Here is a 23,559-nt window from a genome sequence, read left to right on the forward strand (position 1 = left end):
CGGGCGCACCGGTGCGCCCTCGCGGCAGAGCGAGCGTCGTCGAGCGCGCGCCGCGTGAACCGGGCGGTGCGCCGCGGACCGGATGGAGTCAGCCGAGCTGCGCGAGCGCGACCTTCGAGACGATCTCCGAGACGAGCACGAGGGCGATGAGCCCTGCGATCAGCGGAGCGCCCCGCAGGCCGGAGGCGTTCTTGAAGCCCTGGGTCAGCAGCGTCAGGAACCACGCGAGGCACAGCGCGGCCAGGACGGCAAAGGCGGCCACCGCGGGCGTGAGCGCCGGCCCGCCCGCCGCTGGCGGCGCAGGGGCGAGCAGGCCGAGCACGACCGCCGCGAGCGCGAGCGGCGCGCGCGAGAGCCCGGTCACGCCGAGGAAATCGACGAACCGCACGCGGCACCGCAGGAGCCGCGCGTACGCCCAGAAGAGCAGGGCGGGCAGGGGCCACGCGACGACCTGCTCGAGGAGCGCGGTCGTGGTCGGGACGACCTCCGGCGCCATGTGCAGGTCGAGGAAGCCGTCGAAGCGGACGCCGAGGCGCGTGATGGCGACGCTCAGCGCGGCGACCGCGAGCCCTGCCACAGCCGCGACCTCCCCGCCGAAGCGCTCGAACGGGTCCAGCGCCAGCCGCCATCCGGTCCGGGGGGGCCGCGGCGACATCGTCGCCAGGAGCCGCTCGCCTTCCGCGGGCTCGATCACGTGGTCGCGCACGAGCGCGCGCACCCTCTCGTCGGGCGTGATCCTCATCAGAGTCCCACCTTTCTCAGCGCCTCCTCCGCCTCCTTCGCGGAGAGGCGCCCGTGCTCGAGCGCATCCAGGATCTCGTGCCGGCGCTTCTGAACGCCCTGCTCCAGCGCTTCCAGCCGGCCGATGATCTCGTCGAGCCGGTTGCGCACCGTCGGGTAGCTGATCTGAAGGAGCTGCGACATCGCCTTCAGGCTCCCCGACGAGCGCACGAAGGCGGTCACGAAGGCGAGATCGTCCGGCGACAGCTGGAGCAGCGCCGGGATCTCGAACTGGCCGTCCAGGTTGGTTCCGCACGCCTGGCAGCCGAGCCGCGTCGCGCGCAGCTCGCCGTCACAGCTCGGGCATCGAACGACAAATTTTGCCACAGGACGAAGCTAATATGTCCCGTGGATCAACGACGTCAACGTTTGGTTTAATAAAATTGATTCATGAATCAATTTTGTTGTGAGGCCCAGCCGAGCTCACGATGCGCTCGGCGCCGCCCGCGCGGGGCCCGAGCGGCGCCGTTCGCGACGGCTCAGCGCCGGGCGCGCCGCCGCGCGAACGCGAGCGCGACGGCGAGCCCGGCGAGGGCCAGCGTCGTGGGGGCCGCGGGCGAGCCGGCGGCGCGGAAGCTGCAGCCGCCCTCGTCGCCCTCCTCGTCGGCGCCCTCGTCCGCGCCGCCGGTCCCCGCGCCGGTGCCGGTGGTGCCGGCGCCGGAGGTCGCGGCCGAGGACGTCGATGTGACCGAGCCGCTCGTGGTCCCGCCGCCCGCGCCCCCGCTGCCGCTCGTCGCGCCGCCCGCGCCGCCGGTGTTGTCGCCCCCGCCGGTACCTCCGCCGCCCGCGCCCCCGGCGCCGCCTTCCCCGGAGGAGGGGAGCGCGGGACGCACGTCCTCGAGGGTGTCCCCCTCCACGGCGTCATCGAGGATGAGGATGGGGCTGTCCGTGAACTCGGACGGGTTGCGCAGCAGGCCGAGCTGCGTGAAGTGCGGGTTGCCGTCGGCGAGGGTCTGCGCCTGGCCGGCGGTGACGACCTGCTCGCCGTCGAACCACACGTCCACCGAGCCCTGGCTCGGGTTCGTCGACCACTTGATGTGCAGCGCGATGCGGTGCCACACGCCGGGCGTCACCGCGCCGTTCGCCTGCCAGTGCACCTTGTTCGCGGGCTTGCGGGTGGCGAAGCTGATGTTCTGTCCCACGACCTCGAAGGACATCATCTGATTGTAGCTCCCGTCGGACTCCCAGTATCCGATCTGCGTCGGCGGGTCCGCCGCGAGCGCCTCGGGGAGGTAGAAGCTCCAGGCGAAATACGTCTGGGCGCCCTCGGCCGTGCGCCCGGCGGCCGGCTTGTGGTTCAGCTCGACCCGCTTGATGCCGTTGGACCAGCGGGCGTCGTTGGTGAGCTGGATCTGCCCGGCCCGCGTCCCCTGCAGGACAGGCGACGTCACCACCGAGATGTGCTCGCCGTTGAGCGAGGTGTTCCACTGGGACAGGTCGCCCGTCTCGAAGTCTCCGGTCCAGACCGGCGCCGCCGAGGCGCCCGTCGCGACGGTCGCGACCAGCGCGGCGGCGGGCAAGGCGGAAAGCAGGAATCGCGGCCGCCGCCCGAGCAGCGCACGGCAGCGGAGAAAAAGGCTACGATGTGCGGTAAGGTGGGTTCTGGAAGTCATGGGCTGGATTCCATGCTGTTTCCAGCCCGCCGTCAACCGCGAAGCAGGCATCGAACACGGCCCGTGCGCACCTCGCTTCAGCCCTCATGTCACGAGGGCCCGCCTCGCGCGCGCTGCGCCTCAGGCAGAGATTTCGATCCACAGCGCCTGCGTCTCTCGCGACGGCAGGTGGATCAGGCGCTCTCCGGTGTTGAGGGCGTTGCCGGGGCAGGTCCAGGGCTCGAGACACACGAAGTCCTTGCCTTGCAAGGTCCACACGACCCAGTGGGTGAACTCGGGCGAGCCGCGGACGGCGATGCGCGCGGCCCGAGGGCCCTCGATCGAGAGCGCGCTCTCGGTGGAGCCGTGGTCGAGCAGGTGGAGGTCGACCTCGGGCCGGGTCAGGTCGAAGCCGGAGAAGGGCACCTCCTGCTTCGTGGTGTTGTCGAACGCGCGCGTCGCCCGCGTCTCGATCGAGGTCCGGGGCTTGTCGGCCTGGGAGACGGCGAAGTAGGGGTGGAACCCGAACCCGAAGGGCATCGGCGGCGCGCCCTCGCCGGTCTCGTTGGTGACGCGGATGTCGATCCGGAGCGATCTGCCGCGCAGCGTGTAGGTGAGCTCGGCGCGGAAGTCCCAGGGGTACTGCGCGCGCGTCGCCTCGCTCGAGCGCAGGGCGAGCCGCGCGTGGGCGCCGTCGGGCGCGGCGGCGCCGCGATCGTCGAGCGACCAGGGCAGGGCGCGAGCGAAGCCGTGCTGCCGCATCTGGCCCTGCGCGCCCGAGGACGACCAGGCGTCGCCGGCGAGCTTGCCCGGGGAAGGGAAGAGCACGGGGTTGCCGCCGCGCACGTTGGCGCTGCGATCCTCGAAGGTGGCGCGATCGAGGTAGAGCAGCTCGCGCCCGCCGAGGGTCAGCTCGGTCAGGATCCCGCCGCGGGCCGGGGCGAGCACGGCGCGGCTCGAGGCGCCGCCGTCGACGAGCTCCACCGCGGGGATCGCACCTTCGATCTGCTTCACGCTGAACATGACGCCTCCGTTCTCTCCATCACCTGCGCAGCCACTCGAGCAACCCGACGAGCAGCGCGAGCGCCGCGATCGGCAGCGCGATCCACCCGAGGACCATCGCCCAGCCCCGGCGGAGCGAGCGGCCGCCGCGATCCTCGCACGCGAGGCAGATCGCCCAGACCCGCGCGCCGCCCTCGGTGAGCACGCAGCAGTCGCCGCACACGGGCGCACGGCAGCGCGCGCACGGCCCCGCCGCCTCCGCGCCGCAGCGCCCGCAGCGCGCGACGGGCCCGCCGCCGCCGTCGTGGAAGATCAGGCCGCCGGACATGGGCCGCTACCCGGCGGTGAGCGAGCGCTCGCCGAGCGACCGCGAGCACGGACAGCGGATGGACTCGTCGACGGGCACGGGCGCCTCCTCCGCGGCGATTCTGCAAGCTTTGCGGGCCCGAGACAACAGAGCGCCGCGTTCTCCGCACGACGGCGCGTCGCCAGCGTAAGCCGACGCAGGCCGAGCGCGTCCGCCGTCGAGCCGCCTTCGGCTGCAGCCTTCCGGGAAGCTGGTAAGATCGCGCGGAGGAAGCCATGCCGTACGCCAGCGAGACCTCGCTCGTCCCGATCGCGCCGCCCGGAGAGGACGAGCTCCCCCACGACGACGGCGAGCCCATGGAGAGCGATCGCCACCGCAAGCAGATGCTGCTGCTCATCGAGTCGCTGGATCTCTTCTGGAAGGATCGCGACGACGTCTACGTCAGCGGCAACATGGCCATCTACTTCAGCGAGCTCCAGACCATGAAGAACGACTTCCGCGGGCCGGACGTCTTCGTGGTGCTCGATACGGTGCGCCGCGACAGGAAGTCCTGGGTCGTGTGGCAGGAGAACGGTAGGACGCCGGACCTGGTGATCGAGCTCCTGTCGGAGAGCACGGAGTCGGTCGACCGCGGGGAGAAGATGCGCATCTACGCGAAGGTGCTGCGCGTGCCGGAGTACTTCCTGTTCGATCCGATGAAGAACCTGCTGGAAGGGTACGCGCTCGACGTCGGCTCGCGCGCCTACAGGCCCATGGACCCGAGCGCGGGCGGCGAGCTGGTCAGTCAGCAGCTCGGGTTGCGCCTCGGTGTGCGGGACGGCTCGTACCTGGGAAGCGAAGGGAAATGGCTCCGGTGGCTCGACGCCGAGGGGCGAACGCTCCCCACGGCGGAGGAGCAGGCCCGCGCGGCGGAGGAGCGAGCGCAGGCGCTCGCGGAGAAGCTCGCGGCTTACGAGAAGCGCTTCGGACCGCTCACCTGAAGCCCGCGTACGCGGGACGGCCGCCCCTAGCGCAGGCCGGGGAGCGGCAGGCCCGGCAGCGAGTTCCCGATCACCGTGACGAGCTGCTCCTGCGTGAGCGTCCCCGCCAGGCGGAACGGCACGTCCACGTTGAGCGTCTCCCCGCCGATCGCGACGGTGCCGTTCACCTGGTACGGGACCCCCCGACCCTGCGCCGCGAGCGCGGCGATGCTGGTGAGATCCTGCCATTTCACCGAGAGCGGCGCGTCGATCCGCGTCCACTGCTTCGACCGCAGCTTGAGCGGCGTGGGCACGGTGACCGTGCCGACGTCGATCTTGCCGTCGAGCAGCACGGTCGCCTTCAGCGAGCGCGTCGAGAGATCGACGCTGTTCGGGTTGTACGCCTGGATCTGGACCCGCAGATCGATGCCCTGGGCGGTGACGGCGGTCACCGCGGCGACCTCGGGCTTGAGCGTCGGCGGCTCGGGGCGCGAGCACGCGACCAGGGAGAGGGCGGCAGCGAGGAGCAGCGAGCGCACGGCGGAGATGTGGCGCGGATCTCGTTGGCGCTCAACGGAAATCGGGCCCGCGCGGCGGAGCACGGCGGAGCAGCCCCGCCGCGCGGGCCCGCGCTTCCGTCCGCGCGGAGACCCTCGCGATCTGCTATGCCCGGCGGATGGGCATCCTCCCGCTCGCCGAGCGCCTCGCCAAGAAGGCGCTGAACCGCTCCGGGGTGCAGAGCCGCTGGGTCGACACGTCGGTCTGCCGCCTGCACCTCTACGATGCGCCCGGCACCGGCTCGCTCCCGACCGTGGTCCTGCTCCACGGCATCGGCTCGTCGGCGCTCCCGTACGCGCCCGTGCTCCAGCGGCTGCGGCGGCACGCCCGCCGCGTCGTCGCCGCGGAGGCGCCGGGGCACGGGTGGAGCGCGGCGCCGGCGTCGGCGTTCACGCCGGAGTGCCTCACCACCGCCATGAACGAGCTGCTCGACCGCGAGCTCGACGCGCCGGCCATCGTCGTCGGCAACTCCCTCGGCGGCGCGGTCGCGGTGAGCTACGCGCTGAGCTCGCCGGACCGCGTGCGCGCGCTGGTGCTCGCGTCGCCGGCCGGCGCGTGCATGGAGCAGGCCGAGCTCGCGGCGCTGCTCGGCGCCTTCAAGCTGCGGTCGCGGGCCGACGCGCACGCGTTCTTCGCGCGGCTCTACCACCGCGTCCCGTGGTTCGCCCCGCTGGTGGCCGGCGACATCGTGCGGATGTTCGCGCGCGAGACCATCGTCTCCTTCACGAGCTCGGCCCGGTGCGAGCACGCGTTCACGCCCGAGCAGCTGCGGTCCCTGTCGATGCCGATCCTGCTCATCTGGGGCCGCTCGGACCGCCTCATGCCGGGCGGCAACCTCGAGTACTACCGGCGGCACCTCCCGCCGCACGCGGAGATCGAGGAGCCCGAAGGCGTCGGCCACTGCCCGCACGTCGACGATCCGCGCCGGTTCGCCGAGCGGATCGCCGCGTTCGCGCGGGAGGTGATCGCGAGGGACGCGGGCGCGCCGGCGGCGGCGGCCGCGTCACCGCCGCCGACCGCGTCAGGCGCCCCCGGGGAGCGCGCCGCGACGCTCGAGCAGGGCACGGGTCAGGCTGCGTCGTAGCGGGGTGAGCCGCCCGGACGGCGCGTCGCGCTCATTCCGGCGCCGAAGCTCGCTCCGACGCGGGCGGCGGCGGTGACGCGGGCGGCGGCGGTGACGCGGGCGGCGGCGGTGACGCGGGCGGCGGCGGTGACGCGGCCGCCACGGCCGGCCCGCGCTCGCCCTCCGAGAAGTCGAGGTCGATCCCCACGATCTTCATGAGCCGCAGCGCGTTCGCGCTCGTCACGACGCCGGCCTTCAGCTTGTAGTCGAAGGTCATCCGGTCATCGACCACGAGCTCCTCGAAGTGCATGTTGCGCACGCGGCCCGAGGTCTCCTGCTCCAGCACGGAGAGCCCCATGTCGTGGGACGACACCGCGCCGATGGCCCCCCGCTCGACCAGGTGCCTCACCACCGCCCTGGCCCCGATCTGGCGCTCCCGCGCGTTCGTGCCGTGGAGGATCTCGTCGAGCAGGAACAGCACCGGCTCGCCGCGGCCCACGCCGTCGACGACGCGCTTCAGGCGGGTCAGCTCGGCGTAGAAGTGCGAGACCCCCTGCTCGAGCGAGTCCTTGATCCGCATGCTCGTCCGGACGCGGACCGGCGACAGCGACAGCGACGACGCGCACACCGGCGCGCCCGCGAGGGCGAGCGCGGCGTTCACCCCGATGGCGCGCAGCAGCGTGCTCTTGCCCGACATGTTCGAGCCCGTCACGAGCAGCGCGGCGCCCGCGCCCTCCAGCGAGACGTCGTTCGTCACCCGGCGGTCGCGCGGCAAGAGCGGGTGGCCGAGCCCCGTCGCCGCGAAGCGCGGCTCCCCGATGCTCACCTCGGGGTAGGCGTAGTCGGGGTTCTCGTGCGCGAACGTCGCGAGGCTCGCGAGCGCCTCGACGTGTCCGAGCGTCCGCATCCACGCCTTCACGTGCCGGCCCGCGCGCAGCTTCCACCGCTCCAGGGCGAGCGCGCACCACACGTCCCAGAGCAGGAAGAGGTCGGCGATGAGGTGGATGAGCCCGCTGTGGCGCAGATCCGAGTAGCCCACCCGGGTCTCGAGCGCCGTCATCTCGCGCGAGGCGAGCGCGCCGGAGGGGCCGGCGAGCTCGGCCTTGAGCTCGTTCAGCAGCGCCGACGAGAACGCCTGCTGCTCGATGCGCGCGAGGAGCGGCCGGTACCGCGCGAACGGCGCCTCGCGCGACGAGGCGGCGGCGAGGATCGGCTCGATCGCGGGCCGCAGGAGGAGCAGCACGAGCAGCTGGGCCCCGAACGGCAGGAGCCAGGCGTGGCGGAGCAGCCCGAGCTGCTCCGCCGGGACGACCTGCGGCGCGGCGAGCAGCGCGAGCGTCAGCGGCACGAGCACCTTCGCCGCGGTCAGCAGCGCGCTCGCCGGCAGGCCGCCGGCGCGCGCCTCGGCGCCGAGCAGCGCCGGGGGCGCCTCGGCCCACGCGATGAGCGGCCCGGCCTCGCGGCCGCGCGCCCCCGCCTGCATGCCCACCACGGCGAGATCCTCCCGGAACGCGCCGAGGCCGGCGAGCTCGCGCACCGCCTCCTGCCGCGCCGCCACGGCGGGCGCCGGGGCGGGCTCGGTGAGCCAGGCCGCGAGCGTGGCCTCGCCCTCGCCCGTCTGGGCCACGTCGAGCAGCTGGAACAGCGACGCCTGCCCGAACACGTCGAGATCGCCCGCGTAGTCGTGGTCGGGCGCGGCGAAGCGCTCGCCCCGCTCGGGGAAGTCGGCGAAGTCGCCGGCGACGCGCCGCTTGCCGCGCACGTAGAGGCCGATGCGCTGCTCGAGCTCCGTCATCCGGGTGACGAGGCGCGCGTGCGCCACGAGCAGCCCGAGGAACACCGCGGTCACCGCGCCGGCGGCGTACGCGACCCACCGCGGCACGTCGCCGAAGAGCGCGTACCCCCCGGCCACGGCCGCGGCCACGAACGAGACGCCGCGCAGGAGCGAGAACGTCCTCGACCGACGCTCGAGCGCGCCGGCCTCGGCGCGCAGGACGGCCAAGCGATCGTCGTAGGCGGACAGGACGCGCTGCGCGACGGCGTCGGGGGGCGGCTGCGCGGCGGCGTTGGGGGGCGGCTGCGCGGCGGCGTTGGGGGGCGGCTCCACGGGCCGCTGTTCATAGGCCAGCGCGGGCCGTGCATCCAGCGGCAGCGGAGGCCCTTCGCACGGAGGCCACGAAAGCTTTGAAGCGTCCTGGCTGGCTGCTCGTACTACAATGGCGCCATGGACCAGAACCTGCTGGAGCGCCTCAAGGCGTACACCGTCGTGGTCGCCGACACCGGCGACATCAACTCGATCGAGAAATTCCGCCCGCAAGACGCGACGACGAACCCGTCGCTCATCACCGCGGCCGCCCAGATGCCCGAGTACACCGACATCGTGAGCGGCGCGCTCGCGTGGGCCCAGAAGGAGGCGGGCCAGAGCAAGGAGCCGGGCGACGCCGTGAGCCTCGCGTTCGACCGGCTCGCCGTCGATTTCGGCTTGCGCATCCTGAAGATCATCCCCGGCCGCGTCTCGACCGAGGTCGACGCCCGCCTCTCCTACGACACCCAGGCGACCATCGAGAAGGGCCGGCGCATCATCCGCCTCTACGAGGAGGCCGGCGTCTCGCGCGAGCGCGTGCTCATCAAGATCGCCTCGACGTGGGAGGGCATCCGCGCGGCGGAGGTCCTCGAGAAGGAGGGCATCCACTGCAACCTCACGCTGCTCTTCGGGCTGCACCAGGCGATCGCGTGCGCCGAGGCGGGCGTGACGCTCATCTCGCCGTTCGTCGGCCGCATCCTCGACTGGTACCTGAAGGACACGGGCCGCGCGAGCTACGCGCCCGCCGAGGACCCGGGCGTCGTCTCGGTCACGAAGATCTACAACTACTACAAGAAGCACGGCTACAAGACCGAGGTGATGGGCGCGAGCTTCCGCAACATCGACGAGATCAAGGAGCTCGCCGGCTGCGATCTCCTGACGATCTCGCCGAAGCTGCTCGCCGAGCTCGCCGCCGCGCGCGGCGAGCTGCCGAGGAAGCTCGACCCGGAAGCGGCGCGCGCCATGCACATCGAGAAGATCACGATGGATGAGGCGACGTTCCGCGCGATGCACGGCGCCGACCGGATGGCGAGCGACAAGCTCAGCGAGGGGATCGACGGCTTCGCGAAGGCGCTCGCCCAGCTCGAGGTCCTGCTCCGCGAGCGCCTGCAGAAGGTGGCGGCCTCCTAGCGCCGGCGGCGCGGGCGCGGCCCGCGGGGCAGAACGCCGGGGAAAAACGCCTCGGCGCCCCGCGCGCCGCGACGCCGGCCCGCGCGCCCGATGGCCCGGAGGCGCAGGGCGAAGCCGGAGGGCCGGCTTGCGTGTGGGCCTTCCCGTCTTCTAGGATTCGTCGCGCTGGATGGCACGCGGATCGCATTCAACCAACTCGACCAACTCGACCAGCGCGACCAGCCGCGGTGTGGCGGGTCGAATGCGATCCTCCGGGGAGGCTCTCCGTGGAGCCGCCCCCTCCGTCACGGCAACGAGGAGGCGACGTTGAAGCTCACGTCACAGGAGTACTGGGAGAACCATTGGAAGCTCAACGCCGCCGCCGAGGACATGGGCGGCGGGTGCGAGCTCTACGACGACATCGCTCCCTTCCTGCCGCGCGGAGAGGGTTTGTCGTTCCTCGAGATCGGGTGTGCGCCGGGCCGCATCCTCGCCGACTTCAGCGGGCGCCTCGGCTACACCGCCTACGGCCTCGACTTCGCCTGCGACCCGGCGGTCGTCGAGCAGGAGCTCACGAAGCGCGGCGTCAAGGTCGGCAAGATCGAGAAGGGGGACTTCTTCTCCTGGAAGCCCGAGGAAAAATTCGATATTGTAGCTTCCTTCGGGTTCATCGAGCACTTCGATGACGCGGGGTCGGTGGTGGATCGGCACTTCGAGCTGGTGAAGCCGGGAGGCACCGTGGTCGTGGCCATGCCGAACTTCGCCGGCGGGCAGAAGGCGCTCCACTGGCTGTTCGACCGCAAGAACCTGAACGGCCACAACACCCGCATCATGAACCTGCCGTTCCTCGAGGCCGCCGCCCGCCGCAACGGCGCCGAGATCGTCCAGGCCCGTTACACGGGCGGCCACTTCGATTTCTGGCTGGACGACGAGGCGCCGCTCTTGGCGCGGCGTGTCGTCTGGAAGCTCGTCGCGCCGCTCCGGGCGATCGCCAGCCGGGTGGTCCCTGGCGAGACGAACCCCTGGTTTTCCCCCTACCTGTTCGCCATCTACAGGGCGCCCACGCAGACGGGGGGTACGCCTGACGCTTGAGCCTTTCCCGATGAGCGATCCGAGCCCGAACGTCAACGCGCCGCCAGCTGTCCGGGACGCAGACGCCGACCGCCGCTTCCGCGAGTGCGCCCAGCGCCACGGCTGGGATCCGGACGACGTCTTCGTGGGGGGCTATGTCGCCTGGGAGTGGCGGCACAGCCGCCACGCCTACGACGACCTCTTCACGTCGGTCCGGGGCAAGAAGGTGCTCGAGTTCGGCTGCCACCTGGGCGGGACGTCGATCGTCCTCGCGACGCTGGGCGCCGACGTGACGGCGATCGACGTCGACCCCACGTACGTCGAGCTGACCCAGCTGAACGTCGAGCGCCATGGGATGTCCGACAAGGTGCGCGTCCTTCACGTCCCCGACACGACCTCGCTTCCGTTCGCGGACGGGGAGTTCGAGCTCGTCTCCTGCAACAGCGTGCTCGAGTACATCCCGCCCGAGCGCCTGCCGGCCGTCCAGCGCGAGATCGACCGGGTGCTCGGGCCGTGGGGGTTCATCGTGATCCTGGGCACGAGCAACCGCCTCTGGCCGGTCGAGCTCCACAGCCGCCGCCCGCTGATGAACTACGTGCCTCGCCCGCTGCACCCCTTGTTTCCGGGCCCGTCGGTCTACAGCGTATTTCCCTGGCAGCTCCGGCGCGGGTTCGGCGATTATGCGGACATCTCGCAGCAGGATCGGGGCCGGCTGATCGTCGATTTGAAGGCCAAGATGGGCATGTCCGGGCCGCGGCTCCTCGCCTTCTCCGTGGCGAACCGGCTGCTCGGTCCGCTGGGGATGCACGTGGGCTTCGTTGCCCCGACGATCACGATGGTTCTTCAGAAGCGCGGTGAGGGAGGAGCAGGCGATGGCTGACGGCAGGACGCGGGTATACATTACCGTGGACGTGGAGTGCGCCGAAGAGCGCATCACGGGCGACAGCAAATCTCCCGCGATGGGCTACGACCTCCGCATCTGGGGCCGCTTCGTCAACCAGCGCGATCCGCTCGGCATCGAGCTCATCATGCGCGAGCTCGAGGCGCACGGTCAGCGGGGGACGTTCTTCGTCGAGGCGATCGGCTCGTACAGCTTCGGGATGGACGGCCTCACGAACGTGTGCCAGGCGCTGCACAGCCGGGGCCACGACGTGCAGCTGCACGTGCACCCGGTGCAGCGGCGCGCGGACTGGCACACGCGGGGCGAGGCCCGCGTCTCGGACGACATCGCCGACTACCCGGTCGAGGAGCAGGCGCGGCTGCTCCTCGAGGGGCGCGACCTGCTCGTGCGCGCGGGCGTCCCGGCGAGCGAGCTGCTCGGCTACCGCGCCGGCAACTTCGGCGCGAACAACGACACCTGGCGGGCGATGAAGCTGGCGGGGCTCGTGCTGAGCAGCAACTACAACCCCTGCTACTTCAACAAGAACTGCAAGATGCAGTATCCCGGCGCGCGGCTCGGCCTCTTCGAGACGCCCGAGAAGGGGGTGTACGAGCTGCCGGTCACGAACTTCATCGAGCCGACGAAGCGCTTCAGGCACCTCCAGATCACGGCGGTGACGCTCGACGAGATCAAGCATTGCCTCCTCCGCTACCGCGCCCTCGGGGTCAAGGAGGTCACGCTGGTGACGCACTCGTTCGAGTTCTACTTCCTCGACTCGGCGGAGGCGCGCCGCGGCTACCCGAACCGGCTCAACGTGGAGCGGCTCCGCGGGCTCTGCCGCTTCCTCAAGGAGAACTCGAGGGATTTCGAGGTCGACACCGTGGGCGCCCTCGCGCGCCGGCTCGCGGACGCGTCGCCGGAGGCCGACGAGAGCGAGCCGCCGTCGCTGCAGTTCCCTCACTCCAATGCCATCCACCACGCGCGCCGCGTCGTCGAGCAGGCGTACAAGCGCGTGGCGCAGCGGCTCACGTTCGGCTAGCCCCGCCCGCGACCGCCGAGCGGCGCCCCGGCGAAGCGCGCCCGGCCGGCGCCTCGGCGCCGCGCCCGCGTCGGCCGCCCTCCGGCGGCGCTCCGGTGCTAAGGAGCGCGCATGCGGCTCATCGGACAGATCCACGTTTCGCTCAAGGGCAGCATCATCCAGCGCGACCCCACGCTCTGGGAGAAGCTGAAGCGCGGCTTCGGCGCTAGGCTCGACCTCGACACCGATCGCATGCGCGTCGAGCTGGAGGCGACCGCCGTGGTCGACCAGGTGCGGCGGGCGCTCGTCCAGCTCGGGGTCGGCAACGCGCTCTCGCTGGTCATCGACGACACCGTCATCTTCCAGGACACCGACGGCAAGCCGGACGACCTCCCCGATCTCGTCCTCGCGCTGTCCGAGCATTCGTCCGTGTTCGGGCGCGGCTTCACCGAGCTCAAGTTCGCCGCCGAGCACGAGGAGGCGGGGCTGCACCTCGTGATCGAGGCGCGCGCCCGCACCGAGCACGCCGAGGACGAGCCGGCGGGGGTCGTGTCCGTGGGCGGGCGCCTGCGCGATCTCGAGCCGCGCGCCGGCGAGGGCGCGGAGGACTACCGCCGCCGCGTCGAGCCCCTCGCGAAGGACCCGGCGCTGTTCGAGACGGCGCGGCTGCAGTTCGAGTCGTTCGTCGGCCGGCTCGAGGGCGCCCTCAAGGCGGCGATGCCGGAGGCGCGCGTGGAGCAGCGCCACGCCGAGGCGCGCGTCGTGCACGCGCCCTCGGGCGACGGCGCGGCCGCCGGGCCGCAGCCGGCGAGCCCCACGCACCCGGGCTACGACCCGTTCATGGTCTATTACCCTCCGAGCCCGCTCAGCATGGTGCTGGACGTGATGCTCATCTCCTCGTTCATGCACATGCTCTCGCCTCCCCACGTGCTCTTCGTGAGCCCGGCGGGCATGCCGCTCGGCACCGCGCAGGAGGCCGCGGCGAATCCCGATCTCTTGAACGACGCCGATCGCGGCGACGACGGCGCGGGCGACGAGGGCGCGGGCGACGAGGGTGACGGGCCGGACGACGGCGATCCGTGGGGCGATGACGGCGGCGGGCTCGACGACGGCGGCGGCGATCTCGGCGATTTCGGCGATTTCGGCGATTGAGCCGCTCGCGCCGGAGCCGCGGGCGCGGCCGCCGGCGTCGCAGGCGCGCGCCACGCCCGCCGCGCGCTGGCGTTGGCGCGCCGCCGCGCCGCCAGCGCGCCGTCCCAGCGGGCGAGCGCGCTCGTCCGGGCATGGACGGCGAATGACGATCATGGTACGGCCCAGTCCGGCCGTGACCGGCGCTGGCATGGAAGTCCACTCGCGCCGGCGCATCGAAGGTCGCGCGCGCCCAACCCTGGACTGGAGAGCGCGATGAAGAAGAGCGAGGCGGCGCTGGAGAAGCAGCCGCAGGCGGCGAGCGGGGGAGATCCGGAGATCGCCCGCGAGGTCCGCACCATCATTGCAGAGCGATGTGGGATGAGCGTCGATGCCGTGACTCCCGATCTGTCGCTCGAGAGCGGCCTCGGCGTGGATTCGCTGGCGCTCATCGAGGTCAACGTCGCATTGGAAGAGCGATTCCAGATCGTGGCGCCCGATTTCGCGGCGCCGGATCAGGCGCAGATCACCACGGTGGGCGACGTGATCGCCTTCGTCGAGGCGCAGCTCGCGGCGCGGGGCGGCCGGGGAGGGGCGTCGTGATCTCCCCGCGCACGCGCGCCGAGCGCGAGGCCGCCGGCCGGACGCCCGAGGAGCAGCGGGAGCACGAGCGGCGGGAGGTCGCCGCCCATTACCAGAACGACCCGGAGATCTTCTCCATGGTCCTCGACAGCCGCCTCGCCTATGCGACGGGCATCTTCCTCGATCCCGGGGAGAGCCTCGAGGCGGCGCAGGAGCGCAAGTACGACTGGGTCCGCCGCGAGCTCGATATCCACCCCGGCGAGCGCGTCCTCGACGTGGGGTGCGGCTGGGGCTCGAACCTCATCTATCTCGCCGAGCGCACCGGCGGGAGCTTCCGGGGCGTCACGCTGAGCGACAAGCAGCGGCAGGAGGCGCTCCGCCGCGCCGACCGGGCCGGCGTCGCCTCGCGGGTCCGCATCGACCTCGCCCATATCGAGGACGTCGACCTCGAGCCCGAGTCGCTCGACGCGGTGCTCTTCGTGGGCAGCATCGTGCACATGCACAACCGCGAGCGGATCCACCAGAAGATCGCCGCCGCGCTGCGCCCGGGCGGCAGGCTGCTCATCTCCGACTGCTATTTCCCGGCGCGCGCCCGCGGCGACCGGGAGAGCTCCGCCACGCAGTACATCTTCGTCCAGGCGCTCGGCTACTGCCGCCTGATCTCGCTCGCCGAGGAGCTCGGGATGATCGAGCAGGCCGGCCTCGATGTCCGGCGCGTCGAGGACCTCACGAGCTCGTACGTGCACACGGTCGCCCGGTGGATCGACAACGTGCGCGCGAACCGCGCCCGGATCGACGCGCGCGCGCCCGGCTTCTCGCGGCTGCTCCAGACGTACATGACCGTGGGCCGGCTCTCGTTCGCGCGCCGCACCGCGCTCGAGTACATGATCGTGGCGACGAAGGGCGGCGGCCGCGAGCGCCTCGGCGTCGCGCCCTCGCCCGAGCCGGGGCGCGCGCCGTGAGCGCCGTGAATGGTGGAGTCGCCGCGCGGACGGTCGCGGGCCTGCTCCGGGCGCGCGCCGAGGCCACGCCGGATCGGTTCGGCTTCTACCACAAGCAGCAAGGCGAGTTCGTCGGCTGGACGTGGGCGGAGTACTGGCGCCGCGCGCGCGCGGCGGCGTCGGGGCTGCTCGCGGCGGGCGTGCGCCCGGGCGACCGCGTGCTCATGCTCGTGACGGACGTCGAGGTGGCGGTGCCGTGCCTCTTCGGCGTCTGGGTGCTCGGCGCGGTGCCGATCCAGGTCGGGGTGCCGTACCGGCTCACCGACGTGGCGGCGTTCCTCGGCGAGCTCCGGCGGACGGCCGCCCGGGTCGGCGCCCGCGCGCTCGTGGTCTCGTCGGCGCTGCTCGGCTTCGCGCAGGGCGAGGGCGGCGCGGACGGCCTCACGCAGCTCGCCGCCGAGCCGCTGCTCGACGCGCCGCTCGACGCCTCGCTGCCCGATCCGGACCGCGCGCCCGGCCCCGCGCTCATCCAGCTCACGAGCGGCAGCACCGGGCACCCGCGCGGCGTGGTCATCCCGCACGAGCGGCTCATGCTGCACCTCGACGCGATGAGCCAGCGGCTCCCGGTGCGCGGCGAGGGCGCGGGGGGCGTGTCGTGGCTGCCGCTCCACCACGACATGGGGCTCGTCGGCGGGCTGCTCTTCCCGCTCTTCAACGACTTCCCCGTGCACATGCTCTCGCCGCTCGAGTTCCGGACGCGGCCGTTCTCGTGGCTCGCGGAGATGTCGCGCATCCGGGGCGCCATCTCGCTCGGGCCGCCGAGCGCCTACGCCATCTGCGTCGGGCTCGCCCGCCGCGCCGTCGAGGCGGGCCTCGATCTCGGCGCGTGGCGGTGCGCGATGGTCGGCGCCGAGCCGATCGCCCCCGCCTTGCTCCGCCGCTTCGCCGAGGCGTTCGCGCCGTGCGGCTTCCGCCTCGAGGCGTTCTTCCCGGTCTACGGGCTCGCCGAGGCGACGGTCGCCGTGACCTTCCCCGATCTGCTCGCCGCGCCGCGCGTGCTCACGGTGGATCGCGGCCTGCTCGAGCGCGAGGGCCGCGTCGAGGAGGCCGCGCCGGGGCCGCTGTCGCTGGAGCTCGTCGGCGTCGGCAGGCCGATCCCGCGCACGGAGATCCGCGTCGTGGACGCCGGGCGCAGCCCCGTCCCGGAGCGCGCCGTGGGGGAGATCGAGGTGCGCTCGGAGACCGTGATGGAGGGGTATTTCGACGAGCCCGAGGCGACCGCCGAGGCGCTCGTCGACGGCTGGCTGCGCACGGGGGATCTCGGGTTCCTCGATCGCGGGACGCTGTTCGTCACCGGCAGGAAGAAGGAGGTGATCATCAAGGGCGGTCACACGATGATCCCCGCGGTGATCGAGGAGATCGCGTCCCGGGTCGACGGCATCCGTGCCGGGTGCGTGGTCGCGGTGGGGCTCTTCCTCGAGGAGCGGCAGACCGAGGCCGTCTACGTGGTCGCCGAGACGCGCGCCGAGGCCTCCGAGCACGCCGGCCTCACGGAGCGCGTGCGCGAGGCGCTGCGGGCGAACGGGGTCACGGTCGACCAGGTCGTCCTGCTCCCGCCGGGCGAGCTGCCCAAGACGACGAGCGGCAAGCTGCGGCGCCGCGAGGTCGCCGAGCGGCTGCGCGCGGGGGGGCCTCGCTGAAGGGCGCCGGCCCCCGTGGGGGCCTACCGTGCGAGTCGGGGGGCGCCCATAGCGCGCATCTGTGGGTTCAGGTCGAACTGCCGGTTTGCCGTTCAACCGTCCTCCAGAGGTCTTTTCCGTTCGCCTCAACGATGGACAAACTCGTCGCGATGCGGCCGATTTCGCGGGCGCTGCAGCGCTGCGCGCGATAGATCCCGGAGCCGCCCTCCGGAGCCCAACCGAACGGGACCGTCCATGTTGCGTCGCCCGACAGAACACGCCTCGACCTGTCCTGCCCCGCTTTCGCCCGAGGCGCGCGCGTGGGAGCTCGAGCAGCTCCGGGCGCTCGGCCTCGAGGACGACGACTGGAGCTCGGACGACCAGTGCCCTTTCTGTGCGGGGCGGCCCCTGTCCTCGGAGAAGGCGCCGAAGCGCGCGTGAGCGATGCGGGGAGACGCGCGCTCGGCGGGCGCGCGCTCCCCGCTCGCTGAGGGTCAGGGCAAAGCGATGCGCGCCGTCTCCTGGTGAGCCTCGTCCGCGCTGCAGTGCTCTTGGCCGCTTCCATTGTCATTGAGCCATTGCACGGCGCGAACCAGCGAATGATCCCGGGGCGAGCGCCCGGGGCCGCGGATCACTCCGCGATCTTCGCCTTCACCCACTTGCCCGACTCGGTGAGGTCGTTGTCGGTCCAGTTGCCCATGGTGTTCGCCCTGGGCTTCAGCGCGGAGCACGCCTCGGCCTTGTCGCCCAGCGACCAGTTGGCCCAGCTGATGTTGTGCGCGTCGAGGAAGTTGAGCCAGGTCCCCGACTCGCCGAGATCGAGCGCGCCGTCGCCGCTGGCGTCGCACGTCCCCCACTCGGTCACGAACAGCGCCAGGCCCTTGTCCATCGCGCGCTGGGCCTTCTCGCGCAGCGTGTTCTTGTGCGTCGCGGCGTAGAAGTGCAGGGTGTACGCCACGTTGGGGTCGTTGATGCGGTTGTCCGCGGCGATGTCCGCGTCCTGCGACCAGTTCGGCGAGCCGACGATGACGAGGTTGTTCGCGCCCTGGCCGCGGATCTCGCCGATCACCGCCTCGGCGTACGACTTCACGGTCTGCCAGTTGTGCGTGTTGAGCGGCTCGTTGAAGACCTCGAAGATCACGTTGGGCACGTTCTTGTAGGTCTGCGCCACCTCGCGGAAGTAGCTCCTCGCCTGATCGAGGTGGTTGTTCGCGTTGTGATCGTGCCAGTCGAGGATCACGTAGATGCCCTTCCCGATCGCCGCGTCGGCGATGGCCTTCGCCTTGGCCTTCTGGCCGCCCGCGTCTTCGAGGTAGCCGCCTTCGTTCTCGATGCCCATCGCCGCGCGGACGACGGTCGCCTTCCAGTTGTCGGCGATCGAGTTGACGACGTTCGCGTTGTAGTAGTTGCTCCACTGGCTCCAGAACAGGCTCATGCCTTTGAGCTGGACCGGGGCCCCGTGCTCACCGACGATGTTGCCGTCCTTGACCCGGAGCACGCCGTGGCGCTCGACCGGCGTTCCGTCCGTGGGCACCATCCCGGTGCCCGTGCTCGTCGTCGACGACGAGGTCGTCCCGGGCCCCGTCGTGGTGGAGCTGACCGAGGTCGTCGAGCTGACCGAGGTCGTCGAGCTGACCGAGGTCGTCGAGCTGGCCGAGGTCGACGTGGTCCCGGTCGTCGTCCCCCCGCCGCCGCCGCCGGCGCCGCCGGCGCCGCCCACGCCATCATCCGTCGACGCGTCGCCGCAGCCGATCAGCGCGGCTGCTTGCAGGGCGACCGCCGCGAGGCCGAATGACCACTTCGACCTGCCAAGCACACCGCGAAACGAAACGCTCTTCATCATGTCCTCCAAGGGAAGTAACCGTATGGCGCGGCATTAAAAGGGCAGCTCAGCGCCGGTGGCAAGCCCTCTACGCGGTAAAAGTTAATAGAGAAAACTAAGCCTTGGCATGTAGGCCATGATACCATGCTGCCGGGCGAAGCGCTCGTGGGCGAGCGGCCGTCAGCCACCGGGGAGGTGTGAGGCGGGGCCATCACGGGCGTCGATGTGCCCGAGCCGTGGTGTGCAGGCAACTAAAAATTTCCGCAAGACGCATGCCAGTCCGCTGGACCCGCGAATCGGGCGGTGTCGCCGTGCGTCCGTGGCCTGCGCGAGCCGTCTTTCCCTCGCTTTTCCCTCGAGGATCTGCGCAGGCTACCGCGCGCTCGTCGGTGGTCGGGCGGCCACCCTGGTCAACCGCCCATCCATGCGCATAGCGTCAATCGCGCTGGTGAAAGCGATGACGAACGCGCTCGGGATGTCAAGCCTCGAGCGCGCCTGTCGTGGCCCTCTGTGCCGTCCTGGTCCACCCGCCGACCGGTGCCCACGTTGGCCACTGAGCACCTCGCCACGACGGCGAGCGCTCCGTCACGTCGGGTCACCTCGGGACAGGCACCGGCGGCGGCTCGTCGTCCGGCGTGACGCACGCCGACAGGTCGAACAGCATGAAGAGCAGCGCCTTCTCCTGGGCCGTCAGCTCATGGATCTCCCCGTCGCGGTCCTCGCACCCGCTCGGGAACGGCGCCCCGGCCACGTCGGTCGCCGCCACGTGGATGTCCGTGTACACGAACCGGCCGCATTGCTGTTCTTCCGGGGAGCCGATCGGCGTGTTGAACGTGAAGTACTTGACCCCCGCCCGCGCGTCGAAGGCCGGGTCGGCGTCGTTGTAGAGCCACCGCGTCGCGATCTCCTCGTTCACCGAGTCGACCCAGTGCTGCGGATCGTCGATCTCGATCTGCCCCGGCACGGTCGACGCCCCCACGCGGACGAGCCAGTCCCGGAGCGCCGCGCCCTTCGGGAACGTGGTGTCCACCATCACGGGGAGCCCGTCGTCCGGGTCGCTGCCCTCGTCCCAGTCCGCCGTCTCGGGGAACCGCTCCGGCCCGAGCCGCAGCCAGGTGTTGTGCCAGTGCGAGGCGAACACGCGACCTCCCGCCGACGCGTAGTCGAACATCGCCCGCAGCGCCGCCTCGGGCTTGTCGGCCAGGAACGCCGACCCCTCGCACGACAGGATCACCATGTCGTATCGCTGCAGGTTGTCGAGCGAGCCCCAGAACTCCCGCGCAGGGGAGAAGGCCGCCCCGCCGTTCAGCCCGTCGCGGTACCGGCTCGTCGCGCTGTCCCCCTCGATGGCGCGCCCGGCGAACAGGTTCACCCGCCCGTCGCCCGTCTCCGGCGTGAACTCCGACGCGTCGATACCCATCTTGTAGAGCAGGCACTCCAGCACGTCCGCGCCGCCGGTCGTCAGCGCGATCTTCGGGAGATGGCCCTCCGACGTGTTGCGCGGCAGCCGGACCTCCCCGTCGACGGTCGGGTTGTCGACGCACGCCTCGACCTTCGGCAGCGTGATCCGGCGCCGCCATTTGCCGAGCTGGACGACGAGCGGGATGTCCTCGCCGACCGGCACGTCCTCCAGCACGAACCGCCCCTCCGTGTCCGTCAGCGCGAGCGCGATGGGGTCCCCGGAGAGCGTCACGTTGCACGGCTCGCAGCTCGCCCCGTCGGCGATCGGATCAAGCTCCCTGTTCGGGACGTACACGATGACGTTGTACAGCGGGAGCTCGCCCGCAGGCGCATACACGGTGCCGCTCACCGTGGTCTTGCCGCCGCCCGGACAGGCGATCTTCTGGCACTCGAGCCCCTCGCACCCGCCGCTCCCGACGATGGATACGCCGCTCCCGCCCGGGAACGGGTCGCCCCCGAGGCCGCTCCCCGCGCCCTGGTCCGCGCCCCCGCCGCCGCCGGCGCCGGAGCCGCTCGCGGGCGCCCCGCTCGGATCGCCGCAAGCGCACCCGGCCGCCACGGCCGGCGCCACGGCCGCCGCGGCCAGGAGCCATCCGGCGATGTCATGCAGCTTCACCATTCGAACCCTCCGGGCGCGGCGGGGCGAGGGCGCCCAGCTCCGCTCATTCCGAGGGTAATCGAGGCGAGGGGGAGCCGGGAAGGGATAACCCTGCAAGAAGGCGAGCGGCGACACGCCTCGCCGTCTCCCCTCGATCTCGCCCTCTCTCGCTTACGTCGCCGCGAGAGCGCGGCGGCAGCGCCCCGCGCCTCCGGCGCCGTTCGGCCGGTGCGACCCGAGCGGACCGTGAGGAGACAGGCGACAGCGGACCCAGCCGCCTTCGCGCGGACCACAGCGCCGCGCGATCGCGCGGCGACCGCCCCTCGGCGGCAGCGCGACAGCGCGGCGGCCGGCGCTCGCCCAGCCGTGTTCCGACATGGCGAGAGGCAGCCCGGCAGAGTAGGATGCGGCGCCTTGCAATCGGTCATTCCTGCTCCGTCTCTTCCTCGCCCCCGCCTGCTCGAGATCACCTGGCCCATCTTCAGCGAGCACCTCTTGCACATGCTCGTCGGGGTGTTCGGCGTATGGCTGGTCAGCCGCCTGTCCGACGAGGCCGCCGCGGCGTACGGGCTCTCCAACCAGATCATGTTGACCTTCATGATCACCTTTCGCTTCGTCAGCGTCGGCGCGAGCGTGGTGGTCACTCAGTGCCTCGGCGCGCGCGACCGCGCCGCCGCGGAGCGGGTCGCGCGGGCGTCGCTCGCGGCCAGCATGTGGCTCGGCCTCGCCAGCTGCGCGGTCATCGCGGTCGGCGCGAGGCCCCTGCTCGAGCTGATGCGCCTGCCGCCGTCCCTGTTCCCGATCGCGCAGCCTTACCTGATGGCGGTCGGCGTGATGCTGGCCTTCGACGCGCTGAATTTCTCGATGGGCTCGGTGCTGCGCGCCCACACGTACGGCCGCGACACGCTGCGCCTCATCATCGTCATGTACGTCGTGCAGCTCTCGCTCAGCCTGCCGCTCATGTTCGGTGTCGGCGCGTGGCCGGGGCTCGGCATGAACGGGCTCGCGATCGCCGCGGTGATCGCGCGCGCGTGCTCCTTCTGGATGCACCGGCAGCTGTGGATCGCGCGCCTCGGCATCCGCCCGACCTTCGAGGACTTCTGGCGCATTCGCCGCGAGCAGCTCCGCGAGGTGCTGCACATCGGCCTGCCGGGGGCGGGCGAGAACGTGGTCTATCGCATCAGCTTCATGATGATCCTCGCCATGGTCGCCGACATGGGGCAGACGGCGCTCACCACGCATACGTACACGATGCAGATCGTGCACTTCCTGCTCCTGTTCGGCATGGCGATCGGCTTCGGGACCGAGATCGTGGTCGGGCACCACATCGGCGCGGGCGAGCTGCACGGCGCCGATCGCCAGGTGCGCGGCGGCCTGGCGGTCGGGTTCGGCGTGTGCGTCACCCTGGTGCTCGCCACCGCGCTGCTCGGCCCCCGCCTGCTCGGCCTGTTCACGAGCGATCCGGAGGTGATCGCCACCGGCTCCAAGCTGCTCTGGCTCACCCTCCTTGTCGAGCCGGGCCGCACGCTCAACCTGGTTGTGATCAACGGCCTGCGCGCCGCCGGCGACGCCCGCTTTCCGGTCGGGTTCGGCGTCTTCTCGATGTTCGCCGTGGCCGTCGGCCTCTCGTGGCTGCTCGGCGTCCGCCTCGGCTGGGGGCTCGCCGGCGTCTGGGTGGCCTACGCCGCCGACGAGTGGGTCCGCGGGCTCGCCATGTCCGCGCGCTGGCACTTCCGTGGCTGGGTGCCCCACGCGCGGCGCACCCTCCGCCGCATGCGGCTCAACAGCCGCCCGGCGTGAGCGCCGGTCGATCCACGCCGCGCCCCTCTCCGCCCACGCCGCGCCCGTCTCCGCGCCGAAGGTGGCATGTCCATTGCTGCACCTCGTCGCAAAGGAGATACGCCATGGCTCAAGACGAGCGCACGATGAACGGGCGAGCGCCCCAGAGCCCCGCTGCGAGCCCGCCCGGCTACGGCGGCCTCTCGGAGGGGACCGTGGGCGACCCGAGCGCAGCGGGGCAGAAGGGAGCGCCGGCGGCGCCCGAGGGGCGCAAGGGCGCCCCGGACGCGCGGGAGCAAGGGGCCCGCGACCAGGACGTCGAGGAGGGCGACGCGTGGGCGGGGCCCGTGGATACGCCGCGCGGGGGCGGGTCGAGCAACGAGGCGATCCCCGGCGTGTTCGACGGGAGCAAGCCGCTGAATCCGGAGTCGAGCGCAGAACACAAGAGCAGCTGGCCCGACGAGGGCGCGACCGGCGAAGCAGGCGCGGGATAGCGGGCGCCGGTGACAAGGAAGGAAAAGGCGACTACCCTGTCGTCAAGCCCACCTTTTCGGTCACCGCCATGCAGAGCGCGGCCACGCCGCGCCTCGGCACGGTGACGAGCTTGCCGCCGAACGCGTCTCGCCGATCGGTGTAGAGCTTCGAGACCTTGTGCGAGAGGATGGTCGAGCTCCAGACCGCGACAACGTCGGCCCAGCGGAGATCGGCGTCGGCCTTCGCCGCGTTGCGGTGGCCCTCGCCGTCCACGATGCGGATGTCGACCTCGCCCGCGAGCAGCCGGCGCAGGTCCTCGGCCGTGCCCGGCCCCCCGCCGACCACGAGCAGCCGCCGGAGCCCCCGCGTGCGGAACGCCTCGATCATCGCGAGCGCCGCCCGCTTGTTCGCAGAGCTGCCGCACATGTCGCAAACTGCGTCGGTGCCGATCTCCACCGCGCGGACCCCCGCCTTCGCGGGGAGCCTCATGCAGTCGGCGCAGCGGCGCTCGACCGGCTCCTGCGCCGGCGCGGGCTCCGGCGATCGGGCGAGCGCCTCCTGCGCGCGCTCCGCGATCTCCGCGGGGAGGAAGTCCGCCGGGTGACGGACTTCCGCCGCGGGCGCGTTCTCCGCGAGCCAGACGAGCATCTCTGTTTCAGAAATGTTTAGGGA

Annotated in this window: 24 protein-coding genes; 14 read left to right on the forward strand and 10 right to left on the reverse strand. The window is 71.8% G+C overall.

Annotation, left to right across the window (positions count from 1 at the left end; genetic code table 11):
• Positions 1–88 precede the first annotated feature (88 nt).
• The 5 genes from WMF26_RS09525 to WMF26_RS09545 all read right to left on the reverse strand — a co-directional run bounded on the left by WMF26_RS09525 (position 89) and on the right by WMF26_RS09545 (position 3,702).
• On the reverse strand, positions 89–742 hold the full coding sequence (locus WMF26_RS09525; RefSeq protein ID WP_438000059.1) for a YIP1 family protein: 654 nt from the start codon (positions 740–742) through the stop codon (positions 89–91).
• The gene (locus WMF26_RS09530; RefSeq protein WP_061621987.1) at positions 742–1,107 is read right to left on the reverse strand and encodes a DUF2089 domain-containing protein; all 366 of its coding nucleotides are present in this window, start codon (positions 1,105–1,107) and stop codon (positions 742–744) included. Before WMF26_RS09530 ends, WMF26_RS09525 begins: the two co-directional genes overlap by 1 nt.
• A gap of 152 nt (positions 1,108–1,259) precedes the next feature.
• Positions 1,260–2,300, reverse strand: coding sequence for a polysaccharide lyase (locus WMF26_RS09535; protein ID WP_437945807.1), 1,041 nt, complete (start codon positions 2,298–2,300; stop codon positions 1,260–1,262).
• Between the two features lie 213 nt (positions 2,301–2,513).
• Positions 2,514–3,395 carry a galactose mutarotase gene (locus WMF26_RS09540; protein WP_438000060.1) on the reverse strand — a complete coding sequence of 294 codons (882 nt, stop codon included), beginning with the start codon at positions 3,393–3,395 and terminating at the stop codon, positions 2,514–2,516.
• Between the two features lie 19 nt (positions 3,396–3,414).
• Positions 3,415–3,702 carry a hypothetical protein gene (locus tag WMF26_RS09545; protein ID WP_020733898.1) on the reverse strand — a complete coding sequence of 96 codons (288 nt, stop codon included), beginning with the start codon at positions 3,700–3,702 and terminating at the stop codon, positions 3,415–3,417.
• A 254-nt stretch (positions 3,703–3,956) separates the two neighbouring features.
• Here WMF26_RS09545 and WMF26_RS09550 point away from each other — a divergent pair, with 254 nt between their 5' ends.
• A complete protein-coding gene (locus tag WMF26_RS09550) occupies positions 3,957–4,661 on the forward strand; it encodes a Uma2 family endonuclease (protein ID WP_438000061.1) in 705 nt (234 codons plus the stop codon).
• Between the two features lie 26 nt (positions 4,662–4,687).
• Here WMF26_RS09550 and WMF26_RS09555 read toward each other — a convergent pair whose 3' ends face one another.
• The gene (locus WMF26_RS09555) at positions 4,688–5,179 is read right to left on the reverse strand and encodes an LEA type 2 family protein (RefSeq protein WP_437572357.1); all 492 of its coding nucleotides are present in this window, start codon (positions 5,177–5,179) and stop codon (positions 4,688–4,690) included.
• Between the two features lie 137 nt (positions 5,180–5,316).
• Here WMF26_RS09555 and WMF26_RS09560 point away from each other — a divergent pair, with 137 nt between their 5' ends.
• Complete coding sequence (locus WMF26_RS09560) at positions 5,317–6,282, forward strand: alpha/beta fold hydrolase (RefSeq protein ID WP_438000062.1); 966 nt, start codon at positions 5,317–5,319, stop codon at positions 6,280–6,282.
• Between the two features lie 31 nt (positions 6,283–6,313).
• Here WMF26_RS09560 and WMF26_RS09565 read toward each other — a convergent pair whose 3' ends face one another.
• Positions 6,314–8,368 (reverse strand): MutS family DNA mismatch repair protein, encoded by a 2,055-nt coding sequence (locus tag WMF26_RS09565; protein ID WP_438000063.1) that lies wholly within the window; start codon positions 8,366–8,368, stop codon positions 6,314–6,316.
• Positions 8,369–8,485: 117 nt separating this feature from the next.
• Between WMF26_RS09565 and WMF26_RS09570 the strand changes: the two genes are divergently transcribed.
• From WMF26_RS09570 to WMF26_RS09610, 9 genes are all read left to right on the forward strand, one after another.
• Positions 8,486–9,475, forward strand: a complete 990-nt coding sequence (locus WMF26_RS09570) for a transaldolase (RefSeq protein WP_438000064.1) — start codon at positions 8,486–8,488, stop codon at positions 9,473–9,475.
• A gap of 306 nt (positions 9,476–9,781) precedes the next feature.
• Complete coding sequence (locus tag WMF26_RS09575; protein ID WP_438000065.1) at positions 9,782–10,546, forward strand: class I SAM-dependent methyltransferase; 765 nt, start codon at positions 9,782–9,784, stop codon at positions 10,544–10,546.
• Between the two features lie 10 nt (positions 10,547–10,556).
• Entirely contained in the window at positions 10,557–11,405 is an 849-nt protein-coding gene (locus WMF26_RS09580) for a class I SAM-dependent methyltransferase (RefSeq protein WP_437336861.1), read from the forward strand.
• A complete protein-coding gene (locus WMF26_RS09585; protein ID WP_437939768.1) occupies positions 11,398–12,444 on the forward strand; it encodes a polysaccharide deacetylase family protein in 1,047 nt (348 codons plus the stop codon). Before WMF26_RS09580 ends, WMF26_RS09585 begins: the two co-directional genes overlap by 8 nt.
• A 111-nt stretch (positions 12,445–12,555) precedes the next feature.
• Positions 12,556–13,575, forward strand: coding sequence for a hypothetical protein (locus WMF26_RS09590; RefSeq protein WP_438000066.1), 1,020 nt, complete (start codon positions 12,556–12,558; stop codon positions 13,573–13,575).
• Positions 13,576–13,827: 252 nt separating this feature from the next.
• The gene (locus WMF26_RS09595) at positions 13,828–14,154 is read left to right on the forward strand and encodes an acyl carrier protein (protein ID WP_061625706.1); all 327 of its coding nucleotides are present in this window, start codon (positions 13,828–13,830) and stop codon (positions 14,152–14,154) included.
• Positions 14,151–15,095, forward strand: coding sequence for an SAM-dependent methyltransferase (locus WMF26_RS09600; RefSeq protein WP_061625707.1), 945 nt, complete (start codon positions 14,151–14,153; stop codon positions 15,093–15,095). Before WMF26_RS09595 ends, WMF26_RS09600 begins: the two co-directional genes overlap by 4 nt.
• Positions 15,092–16,774, forward strand: coding sequence for an AMP-binding protein (locus WMF26_RS09605; RefSeq protein ID WP_438000067.1), 1,683 nt, complete (start codon positions 15,092–15,094; stop codon positions 16,772–16,774). Before WMF26_RS09600 ends, WMF26_RS09605 begins: the two co-directional genes overlap by 4 nt.
• A gap of 234 nt (positions 16,775–17,008) precedes the next feature.
• On the forward strand, positions 17,009–17,194 hold the full coding sequence (locus tag WMF26_RS09610) for a hypothetical protein (RefSeq protein WP_437945816.1): 186 nt from the start codon (positions 17,009–17,011) through the stop codon (positions 17,192–17,194).
• Positions 17,195–17,384: 190 nt separating this feature from the next.
• Here the strand turns inward: WMF26_RS09610 and WMF26_RS09615 are convergent, their stop codons facing one another.
• Complete coding sequence (locus WMF26_RS09615; RefSeq protein WP_438000068.1) at positions 17,385–18,290, reverse strand: glycoside hydrolase family 5 protein; 906 nt, start codon at positions 18,288–18,290, stop codon at positions 17,385–17,387.
• Between WMF26_RS09615 and WMF26_RS09620 the strand changes: the two genes are divergently transcribed.
• Positions 18,280–18,633: a hypothetical protein gene (locus WMF26_RS09620; RefSeq protein ID WP_438000069.1), complete on the forward strand. Its 354-nt coding sequence runs from the start codon at positions 18,280–18,282 to the stop codon at positions 18,631–18,633. The two genes, WMF26_RS09615 and WMF26_RS09620, sit on opposite strands and share 11 nt — an antisense overlap.
• Positions 18,634–19,170: 537 nt before the next feature.
• Here WMF26_RS09620 and WMF26_RS09625 read toward each other — a convergent pair.
• Positions 19,171–20,655 (reverse strand): carboxypeptidase regulatory-like domain-containing protein, encoded by a 1,485-nt coding sequence (locus WMF26_RS09625; RefSeq protein WP_438000070.1) that lies wholly within the window; start codon positions 20,653–20,655, stop codon positions 19,171–19,173.
• Between the two features lie 393 nt (positions 20,656–21,048).
• On the opposite strand from WMF26_RS09625, the gene WMF26_RS09630 reads away from it, so the two are divergent.
• Positions 21,049–22,434 (forward strand): MATE family efflux transporter, encoded by a 1,386-nt coding sequence (locus WMF26_RS09630; protein WP_437945820.1) that lies wholly within the window; start codon positions 21,049–21,051, stop codon positions 22,432–22,434.
• A gap of 104 nt (positions 22,435–22,538) precedes the next feature.
• A complete protein-coding gene (locus WMF26_RS09635; protein WP_438000071.1) occupies positions 22,539–22,907 on the forward strand; it encodes a hypothetical protein in 369 nt (122 codons plus the stop codon).
• Positions 22,908–22,938: 31 nt separating this feature from the next.
• On the opposite strand, the gene WMF26_RS09640 is transcribed toward WMF26_RS09635, so the two are convergent.
• Positions 22,939–23,535, reverse strand: a complete 597-nt coding sequence (locus WMF26_RS09640) for a hypothetical protein (protein WP_438000072.1) — start codon at positions 23,533–23,535, stop codon at positions 22,939–22,941.
• Between the last annotated feature and the right edge of the window lie 24 nt (positions 23,536–23,559).

It is taken from the genome of Sorangium sp. So ce185, assembly GCF_051526825.1.
In the GTDB taxonomy this organism is placed as follows: domain Bacteria; phylum Myxococcota_A; class Polyangia; order Polyangiales; family Polyangiaceae; genus Sorangium; species Sorangium cellulosum_D.

Coding starts and splice junctions, on each gene's coding strand:
- WMF26_RS09525 (WP_438000059.1), bottom strand. CDS start 742: ATGAGGATCACGCCCGACGAGAGGGTGCGCGCGCTCGTGCGCGACCAC.
- WMF26_RS09540 (WP_438000060.1), bottom strand. CDS start 3,395: ATGTTCAGCGTGAAGCAGATCGAAGGTGCGATCCCCGCGGTGGAGCTC.
- WMF26_RS09545 (WP_020733898.1), bottom strand. CDS start 3,702: ATGTCCGGCGGCCTGATCTTCCACGACGGCGGCGGCGGGCCCGTCGCG.
- WMF26_RS09550 (WP_438000061.1), top strand. CDS start 3,957: ATGCCGTACGCCAGCGAGACCTCGCTCGTCCCGATCGCGCCGCCCGGA.
- WMF26_RS09560 (WP_438000062.1), top strand. CDS start 5,317: ATGGGCATCCTCCCGCTCGCCGAGCGCCTCGCCAAGAAGGCGCTGAAC.
- WMF26_RS09570 (WP_438000064.1), top strand. CDS start 8,486: ATGGACCAGAACCTGCTGGAGCGCCTCAAGGCGTACACCGTCGTGGTC.
- WMF26_RS09580 (WP_437336861.1), top strand. CDS start 10,557: ATGAGCGATCCGAGCCCGAACGTCAACGCGCCGCCAGCTGTCCGGGAC.
- WMF26_RS09585 (WP_437939768.1), top strand. CDS start 11,398: ATGGCTGACGGCAGGACGCGGGTATACATTACCGTGGACGTGGAGTGC.
- WMF26_RS09590 (WP_438000066.1), top strand. CDS start 12,556: ATGCGGCTCATCGGACAGATCCACGTTTCGCTCAAGGGCAGCATCATC.
- WMF26_RS09595 (WP_061625706.1), top strand. CDS start 13,828: ATGAAGAAGAGCGAGGCGGCGCTGGAGAAGCAGCCGCAGGCGGCGAGC.
- WMF26_RS09610 (WP_437945816.1), top strand. CDS start 17,009: ATGTTGCGTCGCCCGACAGAACACGCCTCGACCTGTCCTGCCCCGCTT.
- WMF26_RS09615 (WP_438000068.1), bottom strand. CDS start 18,290: ATGGTGCCCACGGACGGAACGCCGGTCGAGCGCCACGGCGTGCTCCGG.
- WMF26_RS09625 (WP_438000070.1), bottom strand. CDS start 20,655: ATGGTGAAGCTGCATGACATCGCCGGATGGCTCCTGGCCGCGGCGGCC.
- WMF26_RS09635 (WP_438000071.1), top strand. CDS start 22,539: ATGGCTCAAGACGAGCGCACGATGAACGGGCGAGCGCCCCAGAGCCCC.
- WMF26_RS09640 (WP_438000072.1), bottom strand. CDS start 23,535: ATGCTCGTCTGGCTCGCGGAGAACGCGCCCGCGGCGGAAGTCCGTCAC.